The 25,330-nt window shown below is 73.5% G+C and carries 17 protein-coding genes; 4 read left to right on the forward strand and 13 right to left on the reverse strand.

What is annotated here, in order from left to right; all coding sequences use genetic code 11:
- Positions 1–95: 95 nt before the first annotated feature.
- A complete protein-coding gene (locus QSK20_RS28095; RefSeq protein WP_285791628.1) occupies positions 96–2,444 on the reverse strand; it encodes a TIM-barrel domain-containing protein in 2,349 nt (782 codons plus the stop codon).
- A 162-nt stretch (positions 2,445–2,606) separates the two neighbouring features.
- Between QSK20_RS28095 and QSK20_RS28100 the strand changes: the two genes are divergently transcribed.
- The 3 genes from QSK20_RS28100 (at position 2,607) to QSK20_RS28110 (ending at position 8,094) form a co-directional block, all read left to right on the forward strand.
- Positions 2,607–4,631 (forward strand): beta-galactosidase, encoded by a 2,025-nt coding sequence (locus QSK20_RS28100; RefSeq protein ID WP_285791629.1) that lies wholly within the window; start codon positions 2,607–2,609, stop codon positions 4,629–4,631.
- Entirely contained in the window at positions 4,624–6,975 is a 2,352-nt protein-coding gene (locus QSK20_RS28105; protein WP_285791630.1) for a glycoside hydrolase family 95 protein, read from the forward strand. The genes QSK20_RS28100 and QSK20_RS28105 overlap by 8 nt, the downstream gene beginning before the upstream one ends.
- Positions 6,976–7,152: 177 nt before the next feature.
- The gene (locus tag QSK20_RS28110) at positions 7,153–8,094 is read left to right on the forward strand and encodes an FAD-dependent oxidoreductase (RefSeq protein ID WP_285791631.1); all 942 of its coding nucleotides are present in this window, start codon (positions 7,153–7,155) and stop codon (positions 8,092–8,094) included.
- 10 nt (positions 8,095–8,104) lie between these two features.
- On the opposite strand, the gene QSK20_RS28115 is transcribed toward QSK20_RS28110, so the two are convergent.
- The 3 genes from QSK20_RS28115 to QSK20_RS28125 form a co-directional block, all read right to left on the reverse strand.
- Complete coding sequence (locus QSK20_RS28115) at positions 8,105–9,337, reverse strand: cytochrome P450 family protein (RefSeq protein ID WP_285791632.1); 1,233 nt, start codon at positions 9,335–9,337, stop codon at positions 8,105–8,107.
- A 140-nt stretch (positions 9,338–9,477) separates the two neighbouring features.
- Entirely contained in the window at positions 9,478–10,407 is a 930-nt protein-coding gene (locus tag QSK20_RS28120) for a diacylglycerol/lipid kinase family protein (protein WP_285791633.1), read from the reverse strand.
- 255 nt (positions 10,408–10,662) lie between these two features.
- Positions 10,663–13,530 carry an AfsR/SARP family transcriptional regulator gene (locus QSK20_RS28125; protein WP_285791634.1) on the reverse strand — a complete coding sequence of 956 codons (2,868 nt, stop codon included), beginning with the start codon at positions 13,528–13,530 and terminating at the stop codon, positions 10,663–10,665.
- A 241-nt stretch (positions 13,531–13,771) separates the two neighbouring features.
- Between QSK20_RS28125 and QSK20_RS28130 the strand changes: the two genes are divergently transcribed.
- Complete coding sequence (locus QSK20_RS28130) at positions 13,772–14,035, forward strand: helix-turn-helix domain-containing protein (RefSeq protein WP_285791635.1); 264 nt, start codon at positions 13,772–13,774, stop codon at positions 14,033–14,035.
- A gap of 3 nt (positions 14,036–14,038) precedes the next feature.
- Here the strand turns inward: QSK20_RS28130 and QSK20_RS28135 are convergent, their stop codons facing one another.
- From QSK20_RS28135 to QSK20_RS28175, 9 genes are all read right to left on the reverse strand, one after another.
- Complete coding sequence (locus QSK20_RS28135) at positions 14,039–15,310, reverse strand: MFS transporter (RefSeq protein ID WP_285791636.1); 1,272 nt, start codon at positions 15,308–15,310, stop codon at positions 14,039–14,041.
- Between the two features lie 37 nt (positions 15,311–15,347).
- On the reverse strand, positions 15,348–15,806 hold the full coding sequence (locus tag QSK20_RS28140) for a PadR family transcriptional regulator (protein ID WP_285791637.1): 459 nt from the start codon (positions 15,804–15,806) through the stop codon (positions 15,348–15,350).
- A gap of 243 nt (positions 15,807–16,049) precedes the next feature.
- Positions 16,050–16,859 (reverse strand): enoyl-CoA-hydratase DpgD, encoded by an 810-nt coding sequence (dpgD, locus tag QSK20_RS28145; RefSeq protein ID WP_285791638.1) that lies wholly within the window; start codon positions 16,857–16,859, stop codon positions 16,050–16,052.
- A 25-nt stretch (positions 16,860–16,884) separates the two neighbouring features.
- Positions 16,885–18,210, reverse strand: coding sequence for a (3,5-dihydroxyphenyl)acetyl-CoA 1,2-dioxygenase DpgC (dpgC, locus tag QSK20_RS28150; protein WP_285791639.1), 1,326 nt, complete (start codon positions 18,208–18,210; stop codon positions 16,885–16,887).
- On the reverse strand, positions 18,191–18,865 hold the full coding sequence (gene dpgB / locus QSK20_RS28155) for an enoyl-CoA-hydratase DpgB (protein ID WP_285791640.1): 675 nt from the start codon (positions 18,863–18,865) through the stop codon (positions 18,191–18,193). Before dpgB ends, dpgC begins: the two co-directional genes overlap by 20 nt.
- 47 nt (positions 18,866–18,912) lie before the next feature.
- Positions 18,913–20,049, reverse strand: a complete 1,137-nt coding sequence (gene dpgA / locus QSK20_RS28160) for a 3,5-dihydroxyphenylacetyl-CoA synthase DpgA (RefSeq protein ID WP_285791641.1) — start codon at positions 20,047–20,049, stop codon at positions 18,913–18,915.
- 57 nt (positions 20,050–20,106) lie between these two features.
- Positions 20,107–24,015, reverse strand: coding sequence for a non-ribosomal peptide synthetase (locus QSK20_RS28165; protein WP_285791642.1), 3,909 nt, complete (start codon positions 24,013–24,015; stop codon positions 20,107–20,109).
- Entirely contained in the window at positions 24,012–24,833 is an 822-nt protein-coding gene (locus QSK20_RS28170; protein ID WP_285791643.1) for a methyltransferase domain-containing protein, read from the reverse strand. Before QSK20_RS28170 ends, QSK20_RS28165 begins: the two co-directional genes overlap by 4 nt.
- Before the next feature lie 24 nt (positions 24,834–24,857).
- Positions 24,858–25,330, reverse strand: a 473-nt coding sequence (locus tag QSK20_RS28175) for a phosphopantetheine-binding protein (protein ID WP_285791644.1), incomplete at its 5' end; no start/stop codon positions are given.

Genomic DNA, 25,330 nt, shown 5'->3' on the forward strand with positions numbered 1-25,330 from the left:
GATCCCGTCCCGTCGCCGCGTCCGGCCCCACCGGCAGTCCCCGGCCGCACGCTTCGGCGCCCCGACCGTCTCCGGTCGGGGCGCCGTGTGCGGGTTCAGCCCGCCGGGTCGAACAACCCGTCGAGCGGCGTCGGCGGCACCTCGGCGCCGTCGAGCAGCACCCGGGCCGGTGCGTCGGCCCCGGCCACCGGCGCGAGGGCCACCCCGCGCAGCCGCAGCGGCCCGTCGCTGGTGACCCGCAGCGTGTCGCCGTCGCGGACCGCCGTGACGACCGTGTCGCCGTCGGAGTCGTGCACCACCGCGCGGCCGTCCACGCCGCCCCAGCTCACCAACGTGACGTCGGTGAACGGGCCGTCGGCGATCCGGTCGGCCGGGGCAGCGACCGGCAGCAGCGCGCCGTACCGGACGAAGAGCGGGGTGCGCTCCAGCGGTACGTCGACGGGCAGGTGCCGGCCGCCGTCGTGCACCTCGCCGGTGTGCGCGTCGACCCACCGGTCCCCCTCGGGCAGGTACACGGTGCGTCGGCCGGTCGGGTCGTACATCGGGGCCACCAGCAGGTCCCGGCCGAGCCGGTACTCCAGGTCCCGGGTCCACGCGGTGGGGTCGTCCGGGGTGTCCACCAGCAGGGCCCGCATCATCGGCGCCCCGGTGCGGGCCGCCTCGGCCGCGACCGAGTAGAGGTACGGCAGGAACCGGTAGCGCAACCGCAGCGCCGCCACCGCGTCCCGTTCGGTCTCGGCGGGGAAGTCCCAGGGCAGCCGGCTGGTGGTGCCGTGCAGCCGGACCAGCGGGGAGAACGCCCCGAACTGGGTCCAGCGCACGTACAGGTCGGGCTCCGGGGTGCCGTGGAAGCCGCCGGTGTCGTGGCTCCAGAACGGGATGCCGGAGAGCCCGTGCGAGAGCCCGCCGCGCAGCGTACTGGCCAGGGCCGGCCAGGTGGCGTTGACGTCACCGCTCCACTGGGCGGCGTGCCGCTGCCCGCCGAGGAAGGACGACCGGGCCCAGACGGTGTCGTGCCCGGCCACCTCCCGGGTCACGGTCGAGACCGCGTCGTTGAACAGCAGCGAGTACACGTTGTGCAGTTCCACGCCGGTCATGCCGTTGGCGGCCACCGCGTCGGCCGGTACCCCCTCGGCGAAGTCCGTCTTGAACACCGCCGCGCCCTGTTCCAGCAGCGGGCGCAGCAGCCCGGTGAACCAGTCGGTCGCCTCCGGGTCGGTGAAGTCGACGATCGCGCTGGCCGCGTGGCTGCCGTGCCAGACGTCGGCCACGTAGGTGCGGCCGTCGGCGTGGGTCAGGAAGTAGCCGGCCTCGGCCGCCTCGGCGTAGAGCGGGCTGTCGGCGGAGACGTACGGGTTGATCCAGAGACAGACCCGGAACCCCTGCTCAGCGAGGGTGGCCATCATGCCGGCCGGGTCGGGGAACTGTTCGGCGTCCCACTGGAGGTCCGACCAGCGTCCGTCGACCTGCCAGTAGCAGTCCAGGTGCAGCACGTCGCAGGGGATGCCCCGCTCGCGGATGCGGCGGGCCCGTTCCAGCACCCGCTCCTGGCTGTCCGGGTAGAAGCCGGAGGAGATCCAGGACCCGAACGCCCACTTCGGCGGCAGGTATGGCCGCCCGGTGAGGCGGTCGAACCGGTCGAGGATCTCGGTCGGGGTCGGCCCGGCCAGGACGTAGTAGTCGAGCACGTCGTCCGGAACGAGGATCTGCACGCTGCTGTGCGTGGACTGGCAGACGTCGAACTCGACCGGCAGGCCGCTGTCGACCAGCACCCCGTAGCCCCGGTTGGACAGGTAGAACGGCACGCACTTGTGCGACCGGTCCGACTCGCTGCCGAAGGCGTCGAAGTTCCACATCAGGGCACGCTGGCCGCGTTTGTCCAGCGGGGTGAACTTCTCCCCGAAGCCGACGAAGCGCTCGTCGCCGGGGGCCACGAAGCTCTCGTGGTACGCCACCGGCTCTCCGCCGGAGCCGGAGCGGCCGAAGGGCAGGGTGCGCCGCCGGCCGGAGATGTCCAGGGTGCCGCCGTCCTGCTGGAGCAGCACCCGCCCGTCCGGGGCGAGGAAGCGCAGGTGCCAGGGATCGAGCCGGATCTCGGCCACGACCGCCCCGGCGTCGAGCCGGACCAGGCCGTCGTCGACAGTGACCCGGGCGGGCCGGGGCTCGCCGGTGACCAGCGGCAGGATCCGGGCGGAGCGGCTGCGGGCCTGCGGGTCCTCGGCGAGCCGCACCCGGATCACGCCGTCGCCGGCGGCCTCCACCCGGACGACCAGGGAGCCGCCGTCGGAGGTGGCGCTCTTCAGGGTCACCCCGTGGTCGTCGGTCTCCACCACCTCGGCCCGGGCGACCACGGCGGGGCCGTCGTCCCCGGCGCGGCGGACCGGCAGGTCGGGCGGGTCGGCCACGAAGGTCTCGAACGGAACCAGTGGCGGGCGGTACGGCATGGACGTCTCCTCGGTCCCCGGGTCGGCAACCCCACCAGTTTCTTTGGATACCCAACAAAGTGTCAACGAGAATCGGCCCTTCCTGTGGGGTGAACCGCGTTGACAAGGGCCTTCCCCGCCAATAATTTAGCCGGACGGTAAACAAAGTGGTGGGAGTGCGGCATGATGTTGGACGGTCGGCTCTGCTACGGCGGCGACTACAACCCGGAGCAGTGGCCGGCGGAGGTCTGGGAGCAGGACGTCGAGTTGATGCGGCGGGCCCGGGTCACCCTGGTCACCGTCGGCGTCTTCGCCTGGTCCCGCCTCGAACCCGCCCCCGGCCGGTACACCTTCGACTGGCTCGACCGGGTGCTCGACCTGCTGCACGCCGGTGGCATCCGGGTCGCCCTGGCCACCCCCACCGCGTCGCCCCCGCCCTGGTTCACCCTGGCCCACCCGGACGCGCTGCCGGTCACCGCCGACGGCGTCCGGCTGCACCACGGCAGCCGGGACACCTACTGCGCCGCCGCGCCGGCCTACCGCGCCGCCGCCCGCCGGATCACCGCCCTACTGGCCGAGCGGTACGCCGACCATCCGGCGCTCGCGCTCTGGCACGTGCACAACGAGTACGGCACGATCTGCCACTGCCCCCATGCCGAGACCGGCTTCCGGCGCTGGCTGCGGGAGCGCCACGGCGACCTCGACGCGCTCAACGACGCCTGGACCACCAGCTTCTGGAGCCAGCACCACTCCGACTGGGCCCAGGTGAGCACCCCCCGGGCCACCCAGTACCTGCCCAACCCGAGCCAGGTGCTCGACTTCCGCCGCTACTGGTCCGACGAACTGCTCGCCGCGTACGTCGAGCAGCGGGACGTGCTCCGCGCGGCGACCCCGACGGTGCCGGTCACCACCAACTACGTGCTCGGCGACTGGGTGCCGGTCGACCACGCCCGCTGGGCCGCCGAGGTCGACCTGGTCGCGATCGACCACTACCCGTCCGACGCCGGACCGGCCGCCGAGGAACAGATCGCCCTCGCCGCCGACCTGGCCCGGGGCTGGGCCCGGCACGGCGCCCGCCACCACGCCCGCGCCGCCGACGGCGACCTGCCCGGAACGCACGGCTCCTGGCTGCTGATGGAGACCGCCCCCAACCCGGCCTACACCCGGATGCACACCGTGCCCGGCCGGATGGTCCGGCACAGCCTGGCGTACGTCGCCCGGGGCTCCCGGGGGGCGATGTTCTTCCAGTGGCGCGCGTCGCGCGGCGGCGCGGAACTCTTCCACTCCGCCCTGGTGCCGCACGCCGGACCGGACAGTCGGATCTTCCGGGAGGCCGTCGATCTGGGCGGCCTGCTGGACCGGCTCGCCGAGGTCGACGCCGGAGCCGTCGAGGCCCCGGTGGCGCTCGCCTGGGACGCCGCCAGCGGCTGGGCGTTGCAGCAGCGTGCCCTGCCGTCGGACCGGATCCACCACCACACCGAGGTGGCCGTCGCGCACCGGGCGCTCCGGCAGGCCGGGTACGCCTGCGACCCGGTGCTCCCCGGCGACCCGCTGGCCGGGTACGCGCTGCTCGTCCTGCCCGCCCTCTACCTCGCCGACGACGACACCGCCGCCTGGGTGCGCGACCACGTCCACGGCGGTGGGCACGTGGTCATCGGCTACCTCAGCGGGGTCGCCGACGAGCACGCCCGGATCCGGCTCGGCGGCTACCCGGGGGCGTACCGGGACGTCCTCGGCGTCCGGGTGGAGGAGTTCCACCCGCTCGCCGACGGCGAGGAGGTCCCGCTGACCGGCGGCGGCACCGGCCGGTTCTGGGCGGAGACCGTCCGGCTCGCCGGGGCGGAACCGGTCGACGCGTACGCCGCCGGGGTGCTCGCCGGCCAGCCGGCCGTCACCCGCCACCGGTACGGCGACGGCATCGCCTGGTACGTCTCCACCCGCCCCGACGAGGACACGTACCGGCGGCTGCTCGACGAGGCGGCCCGTGCCGCCGGTGCGGCACCGACCTGCCCGGACGCGCCGCCCGGTGTCGAGGCGGTGCGGCGCCGTGGCCCGGAGGCGAGCTGGCTGTTCCTGCTCAACCACACCGGTTCGGCGCAGCGGGTGCCGGCCGCCGGGATCGACCTGCTCACCGGCGCGGTGGTCGAGGACGCGGTGACCCTGCCCGCCGGGGGCGTCGCGGTGGTCCGGGAGCGTGCCGGTGCCTGACCCGACGACCGGCGGGCCCGGTCCCCGGATCCGCTTCCACCACCCCGCCACGAGCTGGATGGACGCGTTGCCGCTGGGCAACGGCCGGCTCGGCGCGATGGTGCACGCCGGTCGCGCCCGGGACCGGATCGCCCTCAACGTCGACACCCTCTGGTCCGGCGGACCCCGGTCGCACGGCGTGCCGGACGGCCCCGCCACCCTCGCCGAGGTCCGCCGTCTCCTGCTCGACGAGCGCGACCCGGCCGCCGCCGGCGCCGCCTCGAAGCGGTTGCAGGGTCCGAACAGCGAGGCCTACCAGCCCCTCGGTGACCTGCTCGTCGACCTCGCCCCGACCGGGGGTGACTGCCGGCGGGAGTTGGACCTCACCCGGGCGGTGGCCACCGCGCGCACCGGCGCGACGGTCCGCACCGCGTTCTGCTCCGCTCCGGACGACGTCCTGGTGGTCCGGCTGCGCGACGAGATTCCGCTCGACGTCACCGTCACCCTGCACCACCCGCACGGTGAGGGCTGGACCACGTGTCCCGACCCGGCGACCGTCGCCGCCGGGGGCCGGGTCCCCGCGCACGTGCCCCCGCCGCATCCCGACCGGTCCGAGCCGGTCGTCCACACCCCCGGCGAGGGCATGTGCTTCGGGTACGCGGTGCGGGTGCTCGCCCGGCCGGGAACGGTCACCGCCGACGGCGACACCCTCCGGGTCACCGGCACCCGGGAGGCGACCCTGCTGGTGGCGGCGGAGACGGCGTACCGGGGCTGGGACCGGGTGCCGCACGACGACCGGCGTCGGTTGCTCGACGCGGTCACCGCGACCCTGGACGCGGCCACCGCCGTCGGCCCCGACCGGCTCGCCGCCCGGCACGAGGCCGACCACCGGGCGCTGTTCGACCGGGTCCACCTCGACCTGGCGGGTGACCCGGCCCTGGACGCCGTGCCCACCGACGAACGTCTCGCCCGGTTCCAGGCCGGGCACGCCGACCCCGGCCTGGCGGCCACGCTCTTCGCCTACGGCCGCTACCTGCTGATCGCCGCGTCGCGACCGGGCAGCCAGCCGGCCACCCTCCAGGGCGTCTGGTGCGAGGACGTGCAGCCGGCGTGGAGCAGCAACCACACCGTCAACATCAACCTCCAGATGAGCTACTGGGCGGCGGAGACCACCAACCTGCCCGAGTGTCACCGGCCCCTGCTGGACATGGTGGACGAGTTGGCCGTCTCCGGGGCACGCACCGCCCGCTCGCTCTACGACTGCGCCGGCTGGACCGCCCACCACAACGTCGACCTGTGGCGGACCAGTTGGCCGGTGGGGGAGGGCCGGGACGATCCGATGTGGGCGATGTGGCCGATGGGCGGGGTGTGGCTGACCCTGCACCTGGTCGACCACGCCGTCTTCGCCGGGGACGACGATCTCCTCGCCGGTCGGGCCTGGCCGCTGCTGCGCGGCCTGGCCGCGTTCTTCCTCGACTTCCTCACGCCGGAGGAGACCGGCCGGCTGGTGAGCTGCCCGTCGACCTCGCCGGAGAACACCTACCGGGACTCCGCCGGCCGCGAGGTGGCGGTGGACGTGATGACCACGATGGACGTGTGGCTGCTGCGGGACCTGTTCCGGGCCACCCTCGCCGCCGCCGACCGGGTCGCCCGCGTCGGCGGCGACCCGACCGCCCGCGCCGACGGCGACCTGGTCCGGCGCGTCCGTGCCGCCCGGGACCGGCTGCCCGAGCCGGTGGTCGGCCCGGACGGACGGCTGTGCGAGTGGTCCGCGCCGGTGGCCGAGGTCGACCCCGGCCACCGGCACCTGTCCCACCTCTACGGCCTCTATCCCGGCGTCGCCGTGGACCCGGTAGACACCCCGGAATGGGCGGAGGCGGCCCGCCGTTCCCTGCGGGCCCGGCTGGACGCCGGTGGTGGCAGCACCGGCTGGAGCCGGGCCTGGACCGTCGGCCTCTGGGCCCGCCTCGGGGACGGCGTCGCCGCCGGTGCGGGCCTGCGCGAGCTGCTCGCCCACTACACGGCCCCGAACCTGCTCAACCTCCAACCACCGGCGACCTTCCAGATCGACGGCACCCTCGGGGCCACCGCGGCCATCGCCGAACTGCTGGTGCAGAGCCACAACGGCCGGCTACGGCTGCTGCCCGCCCTGCCGCCGGCCTGGCCGGACGGGACGGTCCGAGGGCTGCGCGCCCGGGGACCGGTGCTGGTCGACCTCGCCTGGCGGGACGGTCGGCCCACCTCGGCCACCTTCACCGCCGCCCACGACCGCACCATCGCGCTGGCCCTTCCACCGGGGGTCCCCGGCCCGTCGAGCGTGCACGTGCGCGCGCACGTCCCGACCACCCTGGCCTTTCCCGGCTGACCCGGACCCCGTCGACCGCCGTCGAAAGGGGCGTCGCCGTCGGATCGCCGACCGAATACTGTGGCGTCACGTCCGGGACGACCAGCATGGACCGCTGGCGACGACGGCACCCTCGCCGGGCCGGTGGTGGTCGTTGGCGCCGGCCGGGCACGATGCCTGGGGAAAGGGAGGTGCGGCGTGGGGGATGTCATCGTCGTCGGGGGCGGCATCGTCGGGTTGACGACCGCGCTCCGGTTGCAGGAGCGGGGCGCGCGGGTCACGGTGTTCACCGCCGATCCGCCGGAGCGGTTGGTCTCGACGGTCGCGGCGGCGGTCTGGTATCCGACCCACACCGACGCCGACCCGCGCGTGCTGCGCTGGGCGGCCACCACCTACGAGGAGTTCCGCCGGCAGGCCGCCGACGGGGTGCCCGGCGTGCTGCTGCGCCGGACCCGGATGTTCCAGCGCCAGGCCGCCGACGGCCTGCCCTGGTGGGCCGAGGCGGCCGGGGACGTGCAGGCCGTCGACGCGCCCGCGCCGTACGTACGCGAGCTGCGCTTCGTGGCTCCGCTGGCCGAGACGGCCACGTACCTCGACTGGCTGGGCGAGCGGCTGGTCGCCGGCGGCGGCCAGGTGGTGCGACGCCGGGTGGAGTCGCTCGACGCCCTCTTCGCCGAGGCCCCGGTGGTGGTCAACGCCGCCGGCCTGGCCGCCGGCGCGCTCTGCGGCGACCCGACCGTGCTCCCGGTACGCGGCCAGGTGGTGCTGGTCGCCAACCCCGGTCTGGACGTGTCGGTCCGCGACGAGGACGACCCCGAGGGCATCACCTACGTGCATCCGCGCAGCCGGGACGTGGTGCTCGGCGGCACCTTCGAACCCGGCCGGGCGGACCTCGCCCCCGACCCGGCGGCCCGGGCCGGCATCCTCCGCCGGGCGGTCGCGCTGGTGCCCGAACTCGCCGTCGCGCCGGTGCTCGGGGAGCGGATCGGCCTGCGGCCGGCCCGGCAGGGCGGCCCCCGGGTGGAGGCGGAACGCCGCGACGGGGGGCTGCTGGTGCACGCCTACGGACACGCGGGCGCGGGGATGACCCTCTCCTGGGGCAGCGCCGACGAGGTCTGCGACCTGGTCGCCGGCGGGTGAGGAGACCCGGTCAGCCCGTGACGAGGCGTACGGGCAGGGTCCGGTGTCCGTTGGAGATGAAGGACTCCACCGGCTCGATCTGCCCGGGCGGCACGGCCAGGGTGAGTCCGGGGAACCGGGCGAAGAGTGCCGGCAGCGCCACCCGCGCCTCCAGGCGACCCAGCGGAGCGCCGAGGCAGTGGTGCACGCCGTGGCCGAAGGCCAGGTGCTCCTTGTCGGCCCGGGTGACGTCGAAGCGGTCGGCGTCCGGGCCGTACCGTGCCGGGTCGCGGCCGGCGGCGGCGTACGCGACCAGGATGGCCTCGCCCCGGCGGATGAGCGTACCGGCGAGTTCGATGTCCTGGACGGCGTACCGCAGCGGCAGGTTGGCCACCGGCGCGTCCCGCCGCAGCGTCTCCTCGATCACCTCGTCCCACGAGGCGCGGCCCGACAGCACGTGGGCGCGTTGTCCGGGATGGGTGAGCAGGGCGTGGACGGCGTTGTCGATCAGGTTGACGGTGGTCTCGTGACCCGCGCTGATCATGAGCAGCAGGGTGTCGAGCAGTTCCTGTTCGCTGAGCCGGGTGCCGCCCTCGTCCTCGCGGGCGGCGATCAGCGCACTGGTCATGTCGTCGCCGGGTGACCGCCGCTTCGTGGCGACGAGGTCACCCAGGACGGCGTAGAGCCGGGCGTACGTGGCGGTGACCTCCTCCGGGCCGGCGGAGGTGTGGAAGACGCTGTCCACCAAGGACCGCAGTTCCGCCCGTCGTTCCCCGGGCAGGCCGAACAACTCGCTGATCACCTGGATGGGCAGGGGATAGGCGAACGTCTCCCGCAGGTCGACCACGTCCCCGTGCCGCCCCGCGTCGGCGACGCGGTCCAGCAGGTTCGCGGTGATCTCCTCGACGCGCGGTCGCAGGGCGGCGGTCCGGCGGGCGGTGAAGGCCCGGGCGACCAGCGTCCGCAGCCGCCGGTGCTCGTCGCCGTAGGCGGTGAACATGTTCCGTACGGCGACCCAGGAGTACAGCGGCCACTCCGGGGAGATCTGCCCGTCGATCCAGGCCGGCCAGTGCCGACGTGGATCCTTGGAGACCCGGGGGTCGGTGAGCAGTTGTCGTAGCAGGTCGGGACTGCTGACCGCCCAGGCCTCGACCCCATCGGGAAGTGCGACGCGGGCCACCGGCCCCTGTCGCCGGAGCCGGGCGCCCTCCCCGTGGATGTCGCGGCCCGTCGGATCCACCACCAGCGGCCTCTGCCCGTCCATCGACACCTCCGTGACGTACCGGATCCAGTACGACACGGACGGTCGTGATCTGGCAAGGGTCGGGTCGCCACGACGACCGGACGCCGGGGACGGCACGCGGTCGCGGCGCTGGCGCGCCGGAGCGGTCGCCGGGTGGGACGTCAGCGGTCCGGGCTGTCGGCGGGGGCCATCACCCGCAGCGCGTTGGCGGCCAGGCCGAGCCGGATCGGGGTCTGCCCGCAGAGTTCCCCGTCGACCTCGACCCGCGCCGGGCGGTCGGTCTCCAGCCAGAGTTCGCGTACCGCGAGGAACGGTTCGTCGCCGAGCGTGCGGCGGTGCCCGGTGGCCGCGTTGCGGGCCGTGTCGCGCAGCAGGCCGCGTCGGGTCGGCCCGCCCACCGGGTAGGCGACCAGCAGCCGGTCGTCGGCGTCGGCGTCAGCGGTGATCCGCCGCCCGGCGTGGAAGCCGCCGTTGGCCACGTACAGCTGGTGGGTGACGAACTCGTGCTCCGCCCCGGCGGACCGGAGGGTGGCCCGCATCGGCCGGTGCCGGGCGAGCAGCCCGAGCGCGGTCAGCGGGTACGCGAGCCGGCCGGTGATCCGCTTCAGCCGGGGTGGGGTCCGGAGCATGATGTCGGCGGAGAGCCCGATCCCGACATGGTTGGCGAACGGCACGTCCCCGGCCAGGCCGAGGTCGACGTCGATGACCTTGCCGTCGGTGAGGACCGCGACGGCCCCGTCGAGGTCGAGCGGCACGCCGACGGTCCGGGCGAAGTTGTTGGTGGTGCCCAGCGGCAGCAGGCCGAGTGCCATGTCCCGGTGGGCGAGCAGCCGGGCGGCGGCGCTGAGCGTGCCGTCCCCGCCGCCGGCCACGAGCAGGTCCGGTGCCAGGGCGGCGGCGGCCGTGAGGCTCTCCTCCAGCTGGCCGGGACGGTCGACCGGGTACGTGCCGAGCAGGTCGAATCCGGCTGCCAGCAGGCGGGACCGTGCGTGGTCGTAGCGGCGACGACCCCGGCGGGAACGGGCGTTGATCACCAGCACGGCGCGACGGTCTCGCCGGATGGCCTCGCCCAGTTCCTGCTTGCTCCGCATGGGAACCGACCCTATCGCCCGCCCGGGGACCCGACGTGATCGGTGCCGCGCGGTCGTCCGGCGCCGGCCCCGGGCCGGCGACTCCGGATGCCGCCGGAATCATGAATCGTCAAGACCGATATCTGCTTCCGGTGTTCAACCGTCGTGGCCTCTCCGGCGTCGACTCAGTGCCACTCCCAATCGTTGCGGTAGGAGGTGGACTGCGCCGTGAATTCCTGCATCGTGACTTCCTCTCGCGTTCTGGTGTCATCGACGTTAGTCCACGCGAGGAAGAGTGTCTGCACCAATGGGAACGGTTGACCGGTTCCGGCCACCGGTCGCCGATTCGAGATCCGCCAGGGCGCGACGGATGGTTCCCTCCAGCAGCGTGGGGCGCGGCTGCCGGCAGAGAACGAGGGCGGTGTGCAGGGTCGTGCGGGCGCGTTCCACCTGGCCACGGCCCTGGTAGCAGAGGCTGAGGCCGTGCAGGGCCTGCCCCTCGCCGGTGAGGTCGCCGAGCTGTCGGCTAGCCGACAGAACGCGGGAGAACAGCGGTTCGGCTTCGGTGAACCGCTCCTGACGCACCCGGAGCATGCCCTGCCAGAACAGCACCTGCGCTTCCAGTCTTGTCGATCCACCCAGGCGGCACATGTCCAGTGCCTGACCGAAATAGTGGTCGGCGGTCGAATGGTCCTGCTGGTTCAGATGTATTTGTCCGATACCCCGGAGTGCGAGCGCGGCGGAACTCCAGTCCCGCGCGTCCACCAATTCCGGCAGTACCTCCTTGTACCGGACGAGTGCCTCGCGTTCGTGACCCTTGATCCGGCTGAGCGACGCGGCAAAGGCATTCACGAGCGCCCGTCCGTGCAGGCTGCCGGTGGTGGCGAAGAGTTCCAACGACCGGGCGATGTACTCCTCGGCCCGGCCGAACTCGCGGCGGTCGGTGCTGTGCATGGCGAGGCGGTACAGCATCGTCGCCTCGCCCAGCCGGTCGCCGGCCGCCTGCGCCGCGTCGAGGGCCAGGACGAGCAGCTCGTGCCACTCGGTGAAGTAGCGTCGCATCTGGAACAACGGCGAGGTGATGTTGACCAGTTCCCAGCACGCCGCCGCGTGGCCCTCCTGCGCGGCCCGGCGGGCGACCACGGCCAGCGCGGCCCGTTCGCTCTCGAACCAGGTGACCGGCTCCTCGGCGGACCGGACCCGCTGGGCGTCGTCGACCGCGTACCGCTCGACGGAGACCCGGACCGTCTGGTAGGGCCCACCGTGCATCGCCCGGTAGGCGCCGTCCGCCATGGACAGCCAGGCGCCGAACACCCGGATGCGGGCGGCCGTCAGCTCGTCGCTGTCGTCCTCGGCGTCGGCGCGCTCGCGGGCGAAGAGACGGACGAGGTGGTGCAGACGGAACCGGGAGCCGCTCACCGGATCGGCCTCGGCGACGTCCACCAGTTGTCCGTCGAACAACTCCTCCAGCAACGACTCGCCCTGCGCGGCGCTGACGTCCAACAGCGCCGCCGCGATCCAGGAGTCGGTGTAGGCCAGGTCGACGTGCCCGGTCAGGCGCAGCAGCCGTTGCGCGGCCGGCGAGAGCCCGGCGTAGCTGATCGCCAGGCTCGCCCGGACGTCCAGCTCGTGGTAGCTGAACTGGTCGAGGCGTCCGCTCTCGTCACGCAGCATCCCGCTCAGCTTCGCCACGCTCCAGTGTGGCTTCGCCGCGAGCCGGGCACCGAGCACGCGCAGCGCCAACGGGAGGAACCCGCACTGGCGACACAGCTCGGCGGCGGCGTCGGGCTCGGCCCGCAGCCGGGCGGTGCCGGCGACGTGTCCCAGCAGTTCCACCGCCTGCCCCGGCTCGAAGATCTCCAGGCGCAGGGCGGGCGCGCCGAAGGTCGAACCGAGGTGGGTGCGACCGTTGATGATGACCGCGCACCGGCGTCCGGCCGGCACGAGTGGGGCGATCTGGTCGTCGGAGGCCGCGTTGTCGAGCACCACCAGCACCCGGCGTTCGGCGAGCAGGTCACGGTAGAGGTCGGCCCGTTCCTCGATGGTCTCCGGCACGGCCGCGCCGTCGACGCCGAGCGCCCGCAGGAAACGACCGAGCACCTCGGAGGGGTCGATCGGGGTGCGGTGGTCCGGTCCGCGCAGGTTGGCGTACATCTGACCGTCGGGGAAGTCCTCCTGGAGCGTGTGTGCGACGTGCACCGACAGGGCGGTCTTGCCGACCCCGCCGGGGCCGGTCACGGCCACCACCGCCACCCCGGTACGGGTTGGCGCGGTCAGCAGCCGGCGGATCCGGCCGATCTCCGTCGTGCGTCCGGTGAAGTCGCTCACGTCCGGCGGCAGCAGTCGGGGCACCCCGCCCCGGAAGGCCACCCCCGACTGGTCGGCCACCCCCATCGGCAGGGTGTCGTCCGGGGGCTCGGCCGGCGGCTCGCCCTCCCCCTCGCGCAGGATGGACAGGTGCAGCCGCTGGACGTCCGGCTGCGGGTCGACGCCGAACTCGTCGGCGAGCCACCGACGCCACTCGTCGTAGTAGCTGAGCGCCTCGGCGCTGCGGCCGACCCGGGTCAGGGCCAGCATGAGCTGGCCGACGAGCCGTTCGCGGGCGGGGTTGACCCGCGCGGTGGCGAGGAGTTCGTCCACGATGCGCTGCTGGTTGCCGAGCCCCAGTTCCAGGTCGAAGAGTTCCTCGGTGGCGGTCAGGCGGGCGGACTCCAGGCCCTGGCAGAGGGTCGCGCAGAGTTCGTTGGGGACGTCCCCGCCCAGCACCGGCCCCCGCCAGAGGTCGAGGGCCCGGCGTAGGGTCCGGATGGCGGCGTGGCCGTCCCGCTCGGCGCGGGAGGCCCGGACCAGGGTGAGGAAGTGCTGCGCGTCGATCGCCTCGGGCGCGGACTCGAGCAGGTATCCGCCGCCCCGCGTACGCAGGCGCACCGCCGCGTCGGCGGAACCATTGAGGACGGCGCGCAGTTCGCTGACCCGGGTCTGCACGACGGCCCGCGCCTGACGGGGTGGCGAGTCGCCCCAGAGCAGGTCGATCAGCTGGTTGGACGAGACCAGCTCGTTGGCGCGGAGTGCGAAGATGCCGAGGATCAGCCGCTGCTGGCGCCGGGCGAGACGCACCGGGGCGCCGGCGTGCCACACCTCCACCGGTCCCAGTATGCGAACTTCCACCCCACACCCCCCCCGGGTCGCAGTTTCCGCGACGATACTCCTCGCGACGGCGTCCCCGCCCTACGTGTCGGAACTTCCGCCGTAACGAAGTGGCACACAAGCAATGTTACGGTCATCGATGGAACCGGACGGGAAGCGTTTGGGAAGGCAGGGCTTGCGACACTGGGGCGGGCCGGCCGCGGCATGGCTGGTCCAGTGAACTCAGGAGGAACGACCCATGCCCGTCCACAACGGACTCGCCGACGCCCCGACCGCTGGCGAATCCCTGCCCACTTTAGAGGTCAGCAAGCTGGACCGGGACATCCTGCGCCAACTGGCCGCCGGACATACCGACGAGGCGACGGCGCTGCGGCTGAACGTCAGTCCGCGCACCGTCCGCCGTCGGGTGGCGCTGATCGGGGAGCAGTTGGGGGTGCAGGGCCGGTTCGGCCTCGGTGTCGCCGCCGCGCAGCTCGGACTGGTGTCGGTCCGCTGGCGCTGACCGCTACCGCGACTCGTCCGGCCACCGGGCCTCGCGGATCCGCCGGTCGGTGAAGGCCCACCCGACGGCGAGGGCCAGGACGCCGGCCAGGGTGAGGATCGCGTACGCGGCGGGAAGCCGCTCCAGCAGCTGGCCGGAGGCGAAGAGGCCGAGCGAGGCGCCGGCCCCGAGCACCGTCATGAACGCCGTGAACGTCCGACCGCGCTGCTCGTCGGGCACCTGCCGGAAGATCAGGATGTCGACGAGCACCCGCATCGACGGGCCGCCGAGACCGAGCAGGAACAGCGCGGTCGCCAGCCACCAGGCTCCCAGCGGCAGGGCCAGCGCGCTGATGAACGCCACCGCCGTGCCGCCGAGGACCAGCATCAGCGTCCCCGGGGAGAGCGCGCGGTGCAACGGACGGACCAGCAGGGTGCCGGCGAGCCCGCCGACCGCCAGTCCGGCCGAGGTCAAGCCGATCATGGTGGGGGAGGCCCCGGCGCGGTCCAGCATCACCATGACGATGAGGAAGAGCGGCGCGGTGACCGCGTTCAGCGCCATCGCGAAGATGGTGCTGTGCCGCAGGGTCGGCACCCGCCAGAGCAGGGCGAGTCCGGCGAGGGCCCGACGGACCGTCCCGCCCGCCTCGGCGGGCGCGGCCGGGGCGTCGTCGCGACGGGGAACACGGACGAAGATCGCGCAGACCAACGACACCGTGAACGACACCGCGGTGGCGACGAAGGGCAGCAGGGTGGCGAGGCCGTAGAGCAGGCCGCCCAGCGGGGGACCGCCGAGGGCCGCCGCGTGCGTGCGCACCTCTTCCTGGGTCAGCGCGGCGGTGAGCTGCCGGGGCGGTACGACCGCCCGGACCAGGAGCATCCGCGCCGAGCCGCCGAGCGGTCCCACGGTGCCCACCACGACGGCCACGCTCAGCAGGTGCGGCAGGGTGACGGCGTCGAGGAGCACCGCCGCCAGGACGCTCGTCGCGGCGGTCGCCCGGGCGATCTCCATCACGATGAGCAGCTTCCGCCGGTCGTAGCTGTCGGCGACGCTGCCCGCCGGGATGCCGACCAGCAGGGCCATGAACAGTTGCACACCGCCGAACGCGCCCGCCCAGGCGGGGGACCCGGTGATGGCCAGGACCATCAGGGGGTAGACCAGGTCGGTGATCTCCCGACCGAGGAAGGCGAAGGCCGAGCCGCTCCAGAGCAGCTGGAAGTCGCGGTTGCGCCGGAGCGGCTTCTCGGCGACCACCTCCGTGTCGCGCACGGCCGTGCCGCCGGGCTGGGCACTCATCGCGGGTTCTCCTGTCGGGGGTCGGGTCGGAACGGACTCAGGAGCCGGCGGGCGGGTCGTCGTCGGCGAGGATGCGGTAGAGGTCGCGTCGGGCCGCGTCCAGCACCCGCCCGGCCCGGACCAGCTGCTCGTCGCTGCCGGTCGCGGTCACCTGGGCCGCCGCCGAGGCCAGCCCGTCGAGGGCGCGGCGTACCTCGACGCCCCGGTCGGGCGGCAGCCGGTCGACCGCCCGCCACGGCTCGTTGACGCGGTCCTCGTTCGCCGCGACGAAGGCGCGACCGGCCTCGGTGAGGTGGCAGCGCCGGTCCGCCCCGGCGCCGGTGACCCCGACCAGGCCCTCCTCCTCCAGCTGGGCCAGTGCCGGGTAGACCGAGCCGGGGCTGGGCCGCCACCGGCCGCCGCTGCGCTCGGCGACGGCCTGGATGAGCTGGTAGCCGTTGCGGGGCTGCTCGTGCAGCAACGCCAGCAGGGCGGCCCGGACGTCGCCCCGGCGCATCCGGCCTGCCCGTCCCCCGCCGGGCGGCGCGGGCGGAGGTGGGGGCGGGGGCGGAGGTGGAGGAGCCGGCTTGGCCGGCAGGGGCGGGAACGGGGGCAGGGTGTCCGGGGCCCCGTCAGGTCCGATGTGGACGTGACGGGGAGCCCCGGGGTGGTGCTCGGGCATCGGTCGACCTCCGTCGGGTGTGGACACCGCAACGATATATCGCGATAGCTCGTTACGGTAGTCCTCTCGACGGGTCGGTCACCTGCCCTCCCAGACCGGATCGCGCTTCTCCACGAACGCCCGGGGCCCCTCCACCGCGTCCTGACTGGTCGACCGCCGCTGCTCCCACTCGTAGTGGGCGGTGAACGCCGCCTCCAGCGGCATGTCCACCGACCGCATCGCCGCCTGCTTGATGGCCCGGACCGCCAGGGGAGCGCTGCGCAGCAGGTCGGCCACCCAACCCGCGACACAGTCGTCGAGCTCGTCGGCCGGCACCACGTCGTTGACCAGCCCGAGCTGCCACGCCCGCCGCGCGTCCAGGCGGCGACCGGTCAGCAGGTGACCCATCGCCGTCTTCAGCGGCAGCTGCCGGGCCAGCCGGAAGACCCCACCCGCGCCGGCGACCAGGCCGAGCCGGGCCTCCGGCAGCGCGAACACCGCGTCCTCGGACGCCACGACGATGTCGCAGGCCAGCGCCAACTCGAAGCCGCCGCCCAGGGCGTAGCCGTGCACCCGGGCCACGACCGGCTTGGACAACTCGAACCGTTCGGTCAGTCGGGGCCAGCCGGGCTGCCCCCGACTGCCGAACGTGGTCGGACCGGACCCGGCACGGTCCCGGTCGGCCCGCTCCTTGAGGTCCTGTCCGGTGGAGAACGCGCGGTCACCGGCGCCGGTCAGCACCGCCACCCACAGCTCGTCGTCGGCCTCGAAGTCGTCCCACACCCGCCCGAGTTCCTCGTGCGTCCGCAGGTCCATGGCGTTGAGCACGTGCGGCCGGTTCAGCGTCACGTACGCGACCCGGCCCCGCTTCTCGTACCGGACCCGGGGCTCGTCGACGTCCTGCGTCACCGTTGCGCGCTCCTTCTCTCTCCGGTCAGTCCGTCACCGCCGCCGCCCGCGGGGCTGCGGCGAAGCGGGTGACCTTGTGCATGACGTCCTCGCTGTAGAGCCGGCGGGCCTGCTGGACGGCGAACTCGGCCAGGTACGCCCGGAACCACTCCTGCGGTTCCTCGGCGAGGTTGAGCATCCGCCGGTTCGCCACCACCGCCGGGGCGTCCATCCGGGCCACCTCCGCCGCGACCGCCGCGTCCATCTCCTCGGCCGGGACGACCTCGTCGAAGAACAGCTTCCCGTCCGGCTCGCTCGCCGAGACCCGCCGCCCGGCGAGGATGACCTGCCGGGACAACCGGCCGTTGGCGACCCGCCCGAGGCGCAGGTTACCCACCCCCGGCACGATCCCCTCCTGAGCCGCCGGCAGGCTGAAGAAGGCGTCCCGTTCGGCCACCACCCGGTCGCAGGCCAGCACGAGCTGCGCGCCACCACCGATGGCGAAGGAGTCCACCGCGGCGATCCACGGCTTCTGCACCACGTCGCCGTCCCAGGCCCGGTCGCGTTCACCGGTCAGCCCGTGGACGATCTTGGCGATGTAGCCCAGCTCCCGCCGGAGCAGGAAGTCCACGTAGGAGATCTGCCCGGCCTGGAGGCACCGCAGGTTGATGCCGGCGCTGAACACGCGGCGCCCGGCGTACCGGGGATGGGTCATCACCCCGCCGCGCAGCACACCCACCCGCACCGACGGCGCCAGCAGAGCCAGGTCGACGGCGGTCTCCATGTCCTCGACCTGAGCGTTGTCCTCGGCGTTGAGACAGTCGTCCCGCTGCATGGTCAGGTGGGCCGCGCCGTCCCGGACCTCGACACGCACCGAGTCCAGCCGGGCGACGCCGGTGCGGGCGAACTCGGGCAGCAGGGCCAGCGCCCGCGCGGTGGGCCGGCGCATGGCCTCCAGCAGGTGCGGCCCGGCGAGGTCCGACCGGAGCAGGTGGCTGACCAGGATGCTCTGGTCGATGTCCAGCCCCTCCTTCTCCGCCGGGGGCAGCCGCAGCTCGGCGGCGACCTGCGCGGGAGTGGGCACGAGACCGGGCACCGCCTCGGCGACCGCCGCGCAGACCTCGTCCAGCCGCAGGTGGCGGGAACGCTCCCCGGTCACCTCGTCGTAGAGCCGGTCCACGTGCCCGCGCAGGAACCCGTCGGCCAGGTCCCGGGCCTGCCGGCGGGCCTCGGTGACGGCCGCCCGCTGCTCCGGCGAGCGCTGGGCCGGTCCGGGCAGGGTGGCGAGCAGGTCGTCGACCCGTGCCGCGGCAGCGGTGACCTCGCGGGCGGCGGGCCGGGCCCCGACCGGTTCAGACGAGAGCCGCGACATCGTGTGCCCCCTCCGAGCGGGGCCGCCGCAGCAGCCGGTCGCAGGCGGCGAGGTGACGGCCGAGGGCCTCCTCGAACGGGATGGTCGTCGCGTCGAGCATGAGCTGGCGGCGGACCGCGACGTCGGGGCCGGCGGTGGCGGCGAGCGCGGCGACGGTCTCCGCGACGGCCGTCGCGACGTCGTCGGTGACCTCGTCGACGAGGTCCAGGGCGAGCGCCCGGGCGGCGGGGATCGCGTCGGCGAAGAGCACCGAGCGCCGCAGCCGGGCATACCCGACCTGGTTCGCCAGCCGGTAGAGGCCCATCCCGGGCCAGGCGCCCCCGTCGGTGACCGGCAGATGCAGCCGGGCGTCGGTGGTGGCGACCCGCAGGTCGGTGGCGAGCAGGGCCTCGACGGCGGTGCCGCCGCAGTCCCCGCGGACCACGGCGACGGTCGTCGTGCCGGCCCGCTCCAGGCGGCGCAGGACCCGCTCCCACCGGTTCACCACGGCCAGCGGCGGCCGGTCGGTGGCGGTCGGCGAGGGGACGCCGGTGAGGTCGAGCAGCGCGACGGCACCGGCGGGCGCGTCCTCGACGGTGTCGATGAAGGCGTCGAGCGCCGCGACGGTCGCCGGAGCGAGCGGCTCGCTTCCGTCGATGGAATGCTGGAGCTGCATGTCTTCTCCCGTGTGGGGTGGCAGGGGTGGAAGGTGCGCCGGGCGGGTCACCAGCGGACCAGACAGGTCTCGATGGTGGAGCCGGGCCCCATCGTCATGAGGACGCCGTACTCGCCGGGACGGACGGTGCCCTCCTGGATCAGGCGTTCGTAGGAGAAGAGGAACGACCCGCTCGACAGGTTGCCGTAGTCGCGCAGGACGCCGGTGGTGTGCCGCAGGTCGTAACGGGTCAGGCCGAGGTTCACGCCGACGGCGTCGATGACCTTCTTGCCGCCGGAGTGCACGAGCCAGTGCGCGATGTCGGACTGGCGCAGGCCGGCCCGACCGAGCAGCCGGTCCACGGTCAGCCGGGCGTGCGCGCCCACGACGTACGGGATGTCCGGGTCGAGGTAGAAGCTGAACCCGTTCTGCGCGCTGTCCCAGTCGTAGCGCATCGCGTCCACCGCCTCGGGGATGATGCAGCTGGTGAAGTCGATGACGCGCGGGGTGAGCGGCTGGTCGGTGGCCGGGTCGGGCTCGGTTCCGGCGACCACCGCGATGGCCGCCGACCCGTCGCCGAAGAGGCTGTTCACCACCGAGGTCCGCATGGTGCCGTCGAAGACGTACGCGGCCGAGCAGGCCTCGATGCAGACCATCAGGGCCAACTCGCCGGGGTGGGCCCGGGCCCAGCCGGCCACCGCGTTGAGGCTGTTCAGCCCGGCGTTGCAGCCCATGCCGACGATGTCGGCGCGGCTGGTGTGCCGGTCGAGGCCGAGTTCCCGGATCAGCAGGGCGCTGAAGCCCGGGGTGAGGAACCCGGTGGAGGTGACGCAGAGCAGGTAGTGGACGTCGGAGAGGTCCGCGCCGATCTGCTTCAGGCACTCCTGCACCGCGCGACTGCCCATCGCGATGCCCTGTGCCTTGTGCTTGGCCAGCAGTTGGCCGGTGGTCTCCATCGCGCGCACACCGTCGGCGTCCGGCTCCGGCAGGGTGAGGAACCGCCGGTCGATGGCGCTGTTCAGGTAGACCGAGCGGATCCTGGCATCCCGGATGTCGAAGATGTCGAGGAGTTCCCGCTGGGAGTAGGCCGTCTCCGGGGTCGCCGTGCCGACGGCCAGGATCCGGGCCATGGCCGTCGACTCGAGCGCCGGCGGCGGCGTGGCGCGGATCAGGCCCGGGTGGGGCAGCAGTGCGGTGGGCATCATCGGTATGTCCAACCCCACATCCGCTTCCGGCTCCTGGTCAGTCGTTTGACCGTTCGCTCAGTCAAGGTCGCTCATCCTTTCCGCGATGATCGGGCCGATTCGGGACATGGCGTCCGTCCGGACGATGTCGAGGTGACCGCAGTCCAGGTCGTGGAACTCCGCCCCGCCGGTGAGGAACGGCTGCCAGAGCAGGTCGGAGTCCTTGTTGTGCCGGGTCGCGACGAAGCCGAGGGTCGGACCGTCGAACCGGGCGGGCGAGTTGACGGACATCGCCCGGATGTTCGCCGCCGTCACCGCGACCAGCCGGTCCAGCGTCGCGTCGTCCAACGAGGCCAGCGGGCTCTGCGCGGCCACGAGCTGCTCCCGCCGGGTCCGACCCGCGTCGGTGTTCACCCCGTCCAGGGCGACGTAGTGGGCCTCCTCCTCGGTCGGCTCGTACGGGCCCTCGCCACCCGGCCGGGCGTCGAACAGGACGAGCAGCGCCACCTCGGCGCCACCGGCCCGGAGCGCCACCGCGACCCGGTGGGCCAGGGTGCCCCCGAACGACCATCCGGCGAGCACGTACGGACCGGTGGGCTGGATCGCGGTGATCTGGTCGCGGTACCCGGCGGCCAGGTCGGCCACGCTGCGGTCGTCCACCGTCCCGCCGGCCAGCCTCGGGTCCTGGAGCGCGTGGATCGGGTGCCCCGGCGGGACGTGCCGGGGAAGGGCCGAGTAGCCCCAGCCGAGCCCGTTCGCGGGCGGCAGCACGAACACCGGGGTCCGCTCGCCCGCACGGCGGTAGGTCAGCACCGGTTCCAGCCCGGTCGGCTGGTCGTGGTCGAGGAGACGGTCGAGCTGCGCGACGGTCGGCGCGGCGAACACCGTCCGGACGCCGACGTCGACGCCGAGCACCGCCCGGATCCGGTTCACCAGGCGGGGCGTGAGCAGCGAGTGCCCACCCAGGTCGAAGAAGCTCTCGTCCACGCCCGGGTTCGGCACCCCCAGCACCTCGGCGAACAGGTCGACGAGGATCTGCTGGCGGGGCGTGGCCGGCGGCCGTCCGCCGGTCCGCCGCTGCGGCTCCGGCAACGCCGCCCGGTCCACCTTGCCGTTGGCGTTCAGCGGCAGCGCGTCCAGCACGACCAGCGACGGGGGCACCATGTAGTCGGGCAGCCGGGCGGCCAGGTGCGCCCGGACGCCGTCGAGGTCCGGTTCGGTCCCGGGTCGTCGGGCGAGGTAGCCGACCAGGGAGCGGTCACCGTTGCCGCCGGTGTGGACGGTCACCACCGAGGCGGCCACGTCCGGGTGCGCGTCGAGCGCCGCGACGATCTCGCCCAGTTCGATCCGGAAACCACGGATCTTGACCTGGTCGTCGGTGCGGCCCAGGTACTCCAGGTGACCGTCACGCGCCCACCGGACCAGGTCCCCGGTGTGGTACATCCGCGCGCCGGGCTCGCCGAACGGGTCGGCGACGAAGCGGCTGGCGGTCAGCCCCGACCGCCCCAGGTAGCCCCGGGTCACGCCGGCGCCCCCGACGTACAGGTCGCCCGCCGTGCCCTCCGGCACCGGACGCAGGCGCCCGTCGAGGACGTACGCCCGGGTGTTGGCGACGGGATGCCCGATCGACGGCGGGCCGGGCCGGTCGTCGATCACCGCGTCCGTGCAGCTGACGGTCGTCTCGGTCGGGCCGTAACCGTTGATCACCCGACGGCCGACGGCACGCATCTGGTCGGCGAGCTGGCGGGACAGGGCCTCGCCCCCGGTGATCAACATGAGGCCCCGCATCGCCTCGGGCACGGTCGCCAGGAGCACCTGCCACAGGCTCGGCGTGGTCTGCATGACGGTGACGCCCCGGTCGCGGACCACCTCCGCCAGCATGGTCGGGTCGTGCACCACGTCCCTACCGACCAGCACCACCGTGGCCCCGGCGACCAGCGGGGCGAACAGGTCGAGGACCGACATGTCGAACGCCGCCGTGGTGATCGCCGCGAGCCGGTCCCGTTCGGTCAGGCACAGGAACTCGGCGATGGCGACCTGGTAGTTGACCAGGTTGGCGTGGGACACGACGACGCCCTTGGGCCGTCCCGTCGATCCGGACGTGTAGATCACGTAGGCGGCGTTGCCGGGCGCCACCACCGGGCGGACGGCGTCGGCGGCCTGCGGCAGCAGCCCGGTCGCCACCGCCTCGTCCAGCACGATCCGGGGACACCCGTCGACGTCGGGCAACGCGTCCGCGGATTCCCGGTCGGTCAGCATCAACACCGGCCGGGCGTCGTCGAGCATGAAGGAGATCCGGTCCGCCGGATGTTCGGTGTCGATCGGCAGGTACGCCCCACCGGCCTTCCACACGGCCAGGATCGCCACGAGCAGCCGCTCCGACCGGTCCAGGGGCAGGGCGACGAACCGCTCCGGACCCACCCCGCACCGCCGGAGGATGCCGGCCAACCGGTCGGCCTGCTCGTCGAGCTCCCGGTAGGTCAGCTCCCGGTCCCCGGCGACCACCGCGACCGCCTCCGGCCGCCGCGCGACCTGATCGGCGATCATGTCCAGGATCGAACCGTCCGGCAGCGGACGCGCGGTGGAGTTGGCCGTGCCGAGCAGTCGGTTCCGGGTGGCCTCGTCCAGCAGATCGATCCCGCTGATCGGCGCTCGCGGCGTGGCCGCCACCGCCGTCAGCACCCGGACCAACTGCTCGGCGACGGCCTGCGCCGAGTCGGGCTGGAACAGGTCCTGGGCGTACTCGACCAGGCCCTTGATTCCCGCCGGTTCGCCGGCCGCGTCCCGCTGCTCGGCGAGGACGAAGGAGAGATCGAACTTGGCCACGTCGTGGGCGGAACGTTGCGGCGCGCCGGCCAGCCCGAGCAGCGGCACGTCCTCGGTCCCGCCACTGGCCACCATGAAGAAGACCTGGAACAGCGGATGCCGGGACAGGGAGCGGGTCGGCTGAAGCTCCTCGATGAGCCGCTCGAACGGCAGGTCCTGGTGGTCGAACGCGGCCAGGTCCAGCGTCCGGACCCGGTGCAGCAGCTCGACGAAGGTCGGATCACCGGAGGTGTCGGTGCGCAGTACCAGCGAGTTGACGAAGAACCCGACCAGGTCGTCCAGGGCCTCGTCCGACCGGCCCGACACGGCGGTGCCCAACGGGACGTCGGTGCCGGCGCCCAGGCGGGTGAGCAGGGTGGCGATGGCCGCCTGGACGACCATGTACACGGTCACCTGCTCCGCCTGGGCCAGGCTCCGCAGTCGCCCGTGGGTCTGTGCGTCGACGGTGAACTCGACCGTGCCGCCCCGATGGGACGACTGGACCGGCCGGGGGAAGTCGGTGGGCAGCGTCAGTTCCTCCGGCAGCCCCCGCAGGTTGCGCCGCCAGAAGTCCAACTGCCGGGTCAGCTCGCTGGCCGGGTCGTCGTCGGTGCCGAGCAGGTCCCGCTGCCAGAGCGTGTAGTCGCCGTACTGCACCGGCAACGGCTCCCACGCCGGGGCCGCGCCGGCCAGTCGGGCCGCGTACGCCTCGGACAGGTCCCGACCCAGCGGCCCCATCGACGCGCCGTCGGCCGCGATGTGGTGCAGGACCAGCACCAGCACGTGGTCGTCGTCGGCGACCGTGAAGAGCCGTACCGCCAGCGGGAGCTCGGTGGACAGGTCGAACGCGCGCGTGCAGAGCTGGGCCACCCGCGCGTCCACCTCGTCGGCGGCGACCGTCTCGTGCGCGGTGTCGATCCGTGCCTCGGCCGGGGGCAGGACCCGCTGCGCCGGTTCGCCGTCGATCTCGACGTAGACCGTCCGCAGCACCTCGTGCCGGGCGACCACGTCGGCCACCGCCGCCCACAACGCGTCCGGGTCGACCGGGACGCTGAAGCGGTTGATCAGCGGAACGTTGTACGTCGCCGACGGGCCGTCCAGCTTGTACATGAACCAGAGCCGGCGTTGGGCGTAGGACAGCGGGAGCACCGCCTCGTCCCCCATGGTCAACGATCCGGTCACCGCTTGCGCCAGACGGTGACGTGTGAGTCGAACCAGTCGTACTCGCGGGGGTTCTGCCGCAGCACACCGGGCTCGTCGACCTCGGCGACCAGTTCGAAGCCGTCCCGCAGCAGGGCCCGGAGGGCCTCCTCGCTCGGCGTGGCGGTCGCGGCCGAGCCCAGCCACTCGCTCGGGGCGCTGTACTCGGCATACCACGACCAGGGGCAGGCGACCATCATCAGGCCACCGCTGCGGAGGATGTCCGCCGAGGCGGAGAACTGCTCCAGGCAGGCCGCCGGCTGCTGCACGCGGTCCAGGACGTTGGAGAGCACGACCGCGTCGTACGCCTGCTCCGGGGCCCGCAGCGCGTTCGCGTCGCCGACCTCGAAGGTCACCCCGGCGCGCCGGCCGGGCTCGTCGATGCGGACCACGATCTCGCGGTAGAAGGGACCCTGCTCGATGACGCAGAACGTGCCGCCACCGTGCTCGGTCAGCGTCTGGGCGATCTCGATCGAGCGGTGGCTGACGTCGACGCCGACCACCTCGTCGCGCACCCAACCGCTGAGCGCGTGTGTCACACCGCCCACGCTGCACCCGATGTCGAGAGCGCGCGCCACCGTCGTCCCGGTGCGCTCCGCGCAGGAGCGCAGCAGGTCGGAGAGGCGCTGGCAGTACCCGTGCGCGGCGGCCAGCGGATGCTGCCCCCGGTTGAACAGGTCCTCCAGGCTGCCGTAGTGCATCAGCAGGTACTTGGAGAGGTCGCGGGAGGCGTCGTAGGGGGCACTGGCGTCGTGCTCGAACAGTTCGTCGCCCTTGAGCAGGGCCGGAGGCAGCGTCACGGGAGGGTTCCTTCCGCTTGTGGCTCAGCGGTTGCCCGTCGACCGCGCACGCAGCGTGGGACGGGCGGGCCGGGCCGAGGTCAGGTGGGGTTCGAGAGCGACGACGGTGGGGTTCTCGAAGAGTTGCCGGACGCCGAGTTCGACGCCGAGGGTGGTACGGATGCGGTTGACCAGGCGGGTGGCGAGCAGGGAGTGGCCGCCGAGGTCGAAGAAGTTGTCGCCGGTGCCGACGTCGGGCAGGCCGAGGACGTCGGCGAAGAGCCGGCAGAGCACGTCCTGCCGGGCGGTGCGGGGGGTGTCCTCGACGGTGGTGTGTCGTTCCGGAGCGGGCAGGGCGTTGCGGTCGAGTTTGCCGTTGGCGGTGATCGGTAGGGCGGTCATGGTCACGTAGGCGCTGGGGACCATGTAGTCCGGCAGTTTCACGCCGAGGTCGTGGCGGAGGTCGCCGATGTCGATGGTGCTGTTGTCGGTGGGGACGAGGTAGGCGACGAGTCGTT

It is taken from the genome of Micromonospora sp. NBRC 101691 (assembly GCF_030269285.1).
Taxonomy (GTDB): domain Bacteria; phylum Actinomycetota; class Actinomycetes; order Mycobacteriales; family Micromonosporaceae; genus Micromonospora; species Micromonospora echinospora.